Source organism: Vibrio sp. 1562 (assembly GCF_033340155.1).
Lineage (GTDB): Bacteria > Pseudomonadota > Gammaproteobacteria > Enterobacterales > Vibrionaceae > Vibrio > Vibrio alginolyticus.
The window spans coordinates 1-716 of the sequence record NZ_JAWOVY010000314.1 but is presented as its reverse complement, the minus strand read 5'-3'; the positions used below and the strand labels follow the sequence as shown (position 1 = coordinate 716).

Annotated in this window: 1 protein-coding gene; it reads right to left on the bottom strand. The window is 50.0% G+C overall.

The window, feature by feature from the left end; translation table 11 throughout:
* Window positions 1-716 (bottom strand): pyruvate kinase (locus tag R7Z49_RS24900; protein ID WP_318112367.1); only part of this gene is annotated, 716 nt, incomplete at both ends.

The following is a 716-nucleotide window of genomic DNA, read 5'->3' as shown; positions in this document are numbered from 1 at the left end:
CTTGAGCGGTTGGTAAGCCCGCATCGCATTTCGCATCAAAGTACACTGGCGTCACGCCACGATATAACGCTGCGCGGTTGAGCGTCGATTCGTTACGCGATAAAGCAAAAATCGGCAAACCCGAGCTTAGGCGTGACATCATCAAAGCAGTTCTTCCTGATTCTGTTAATGCAATCATCGCTTTGATGCCTTCCATGTGGTTCGCTGAGTACATGGTTGCCATTGCAATGGTCTCTTCTGCTGTTTCAAAGGTGCGGTCGAGACGGTAGGTCGATAGACTTGCTTCAGACATCTTTTCTGCGCCAATACAGACATCCGCCATTGATTTCACGGTCTCTACCGGATATTGACCGGCAGCGGTCTCTCCAGACAGCATCACGGCATCGGTGCCATCCAAAACGGCGTTTGCTACGTCCATGACTTCTGCACGCGTTGGCATTGGGCTATTGATCATGGATTCCATCATTTGAGTTGCAGTAATGACGACGCGGTTCAAACTGCGAGCTCGACGAATGAGTTTTTTCTGAACACCGATCAGCTCAGGATCGCCAATCTCAACGCCTAAATCGCCGCGAGCGACCATAATGATGTCAGATGCTTTAATGACATCATCCATGGCTTCTTTGGTTTCAACTACTTCTGCGCGTTCTGCCTTCGCGACAATCTTGGCGTGACAACCTGCTTTTTGCGCCAAGCTGCGAGCGTATTCGATATCT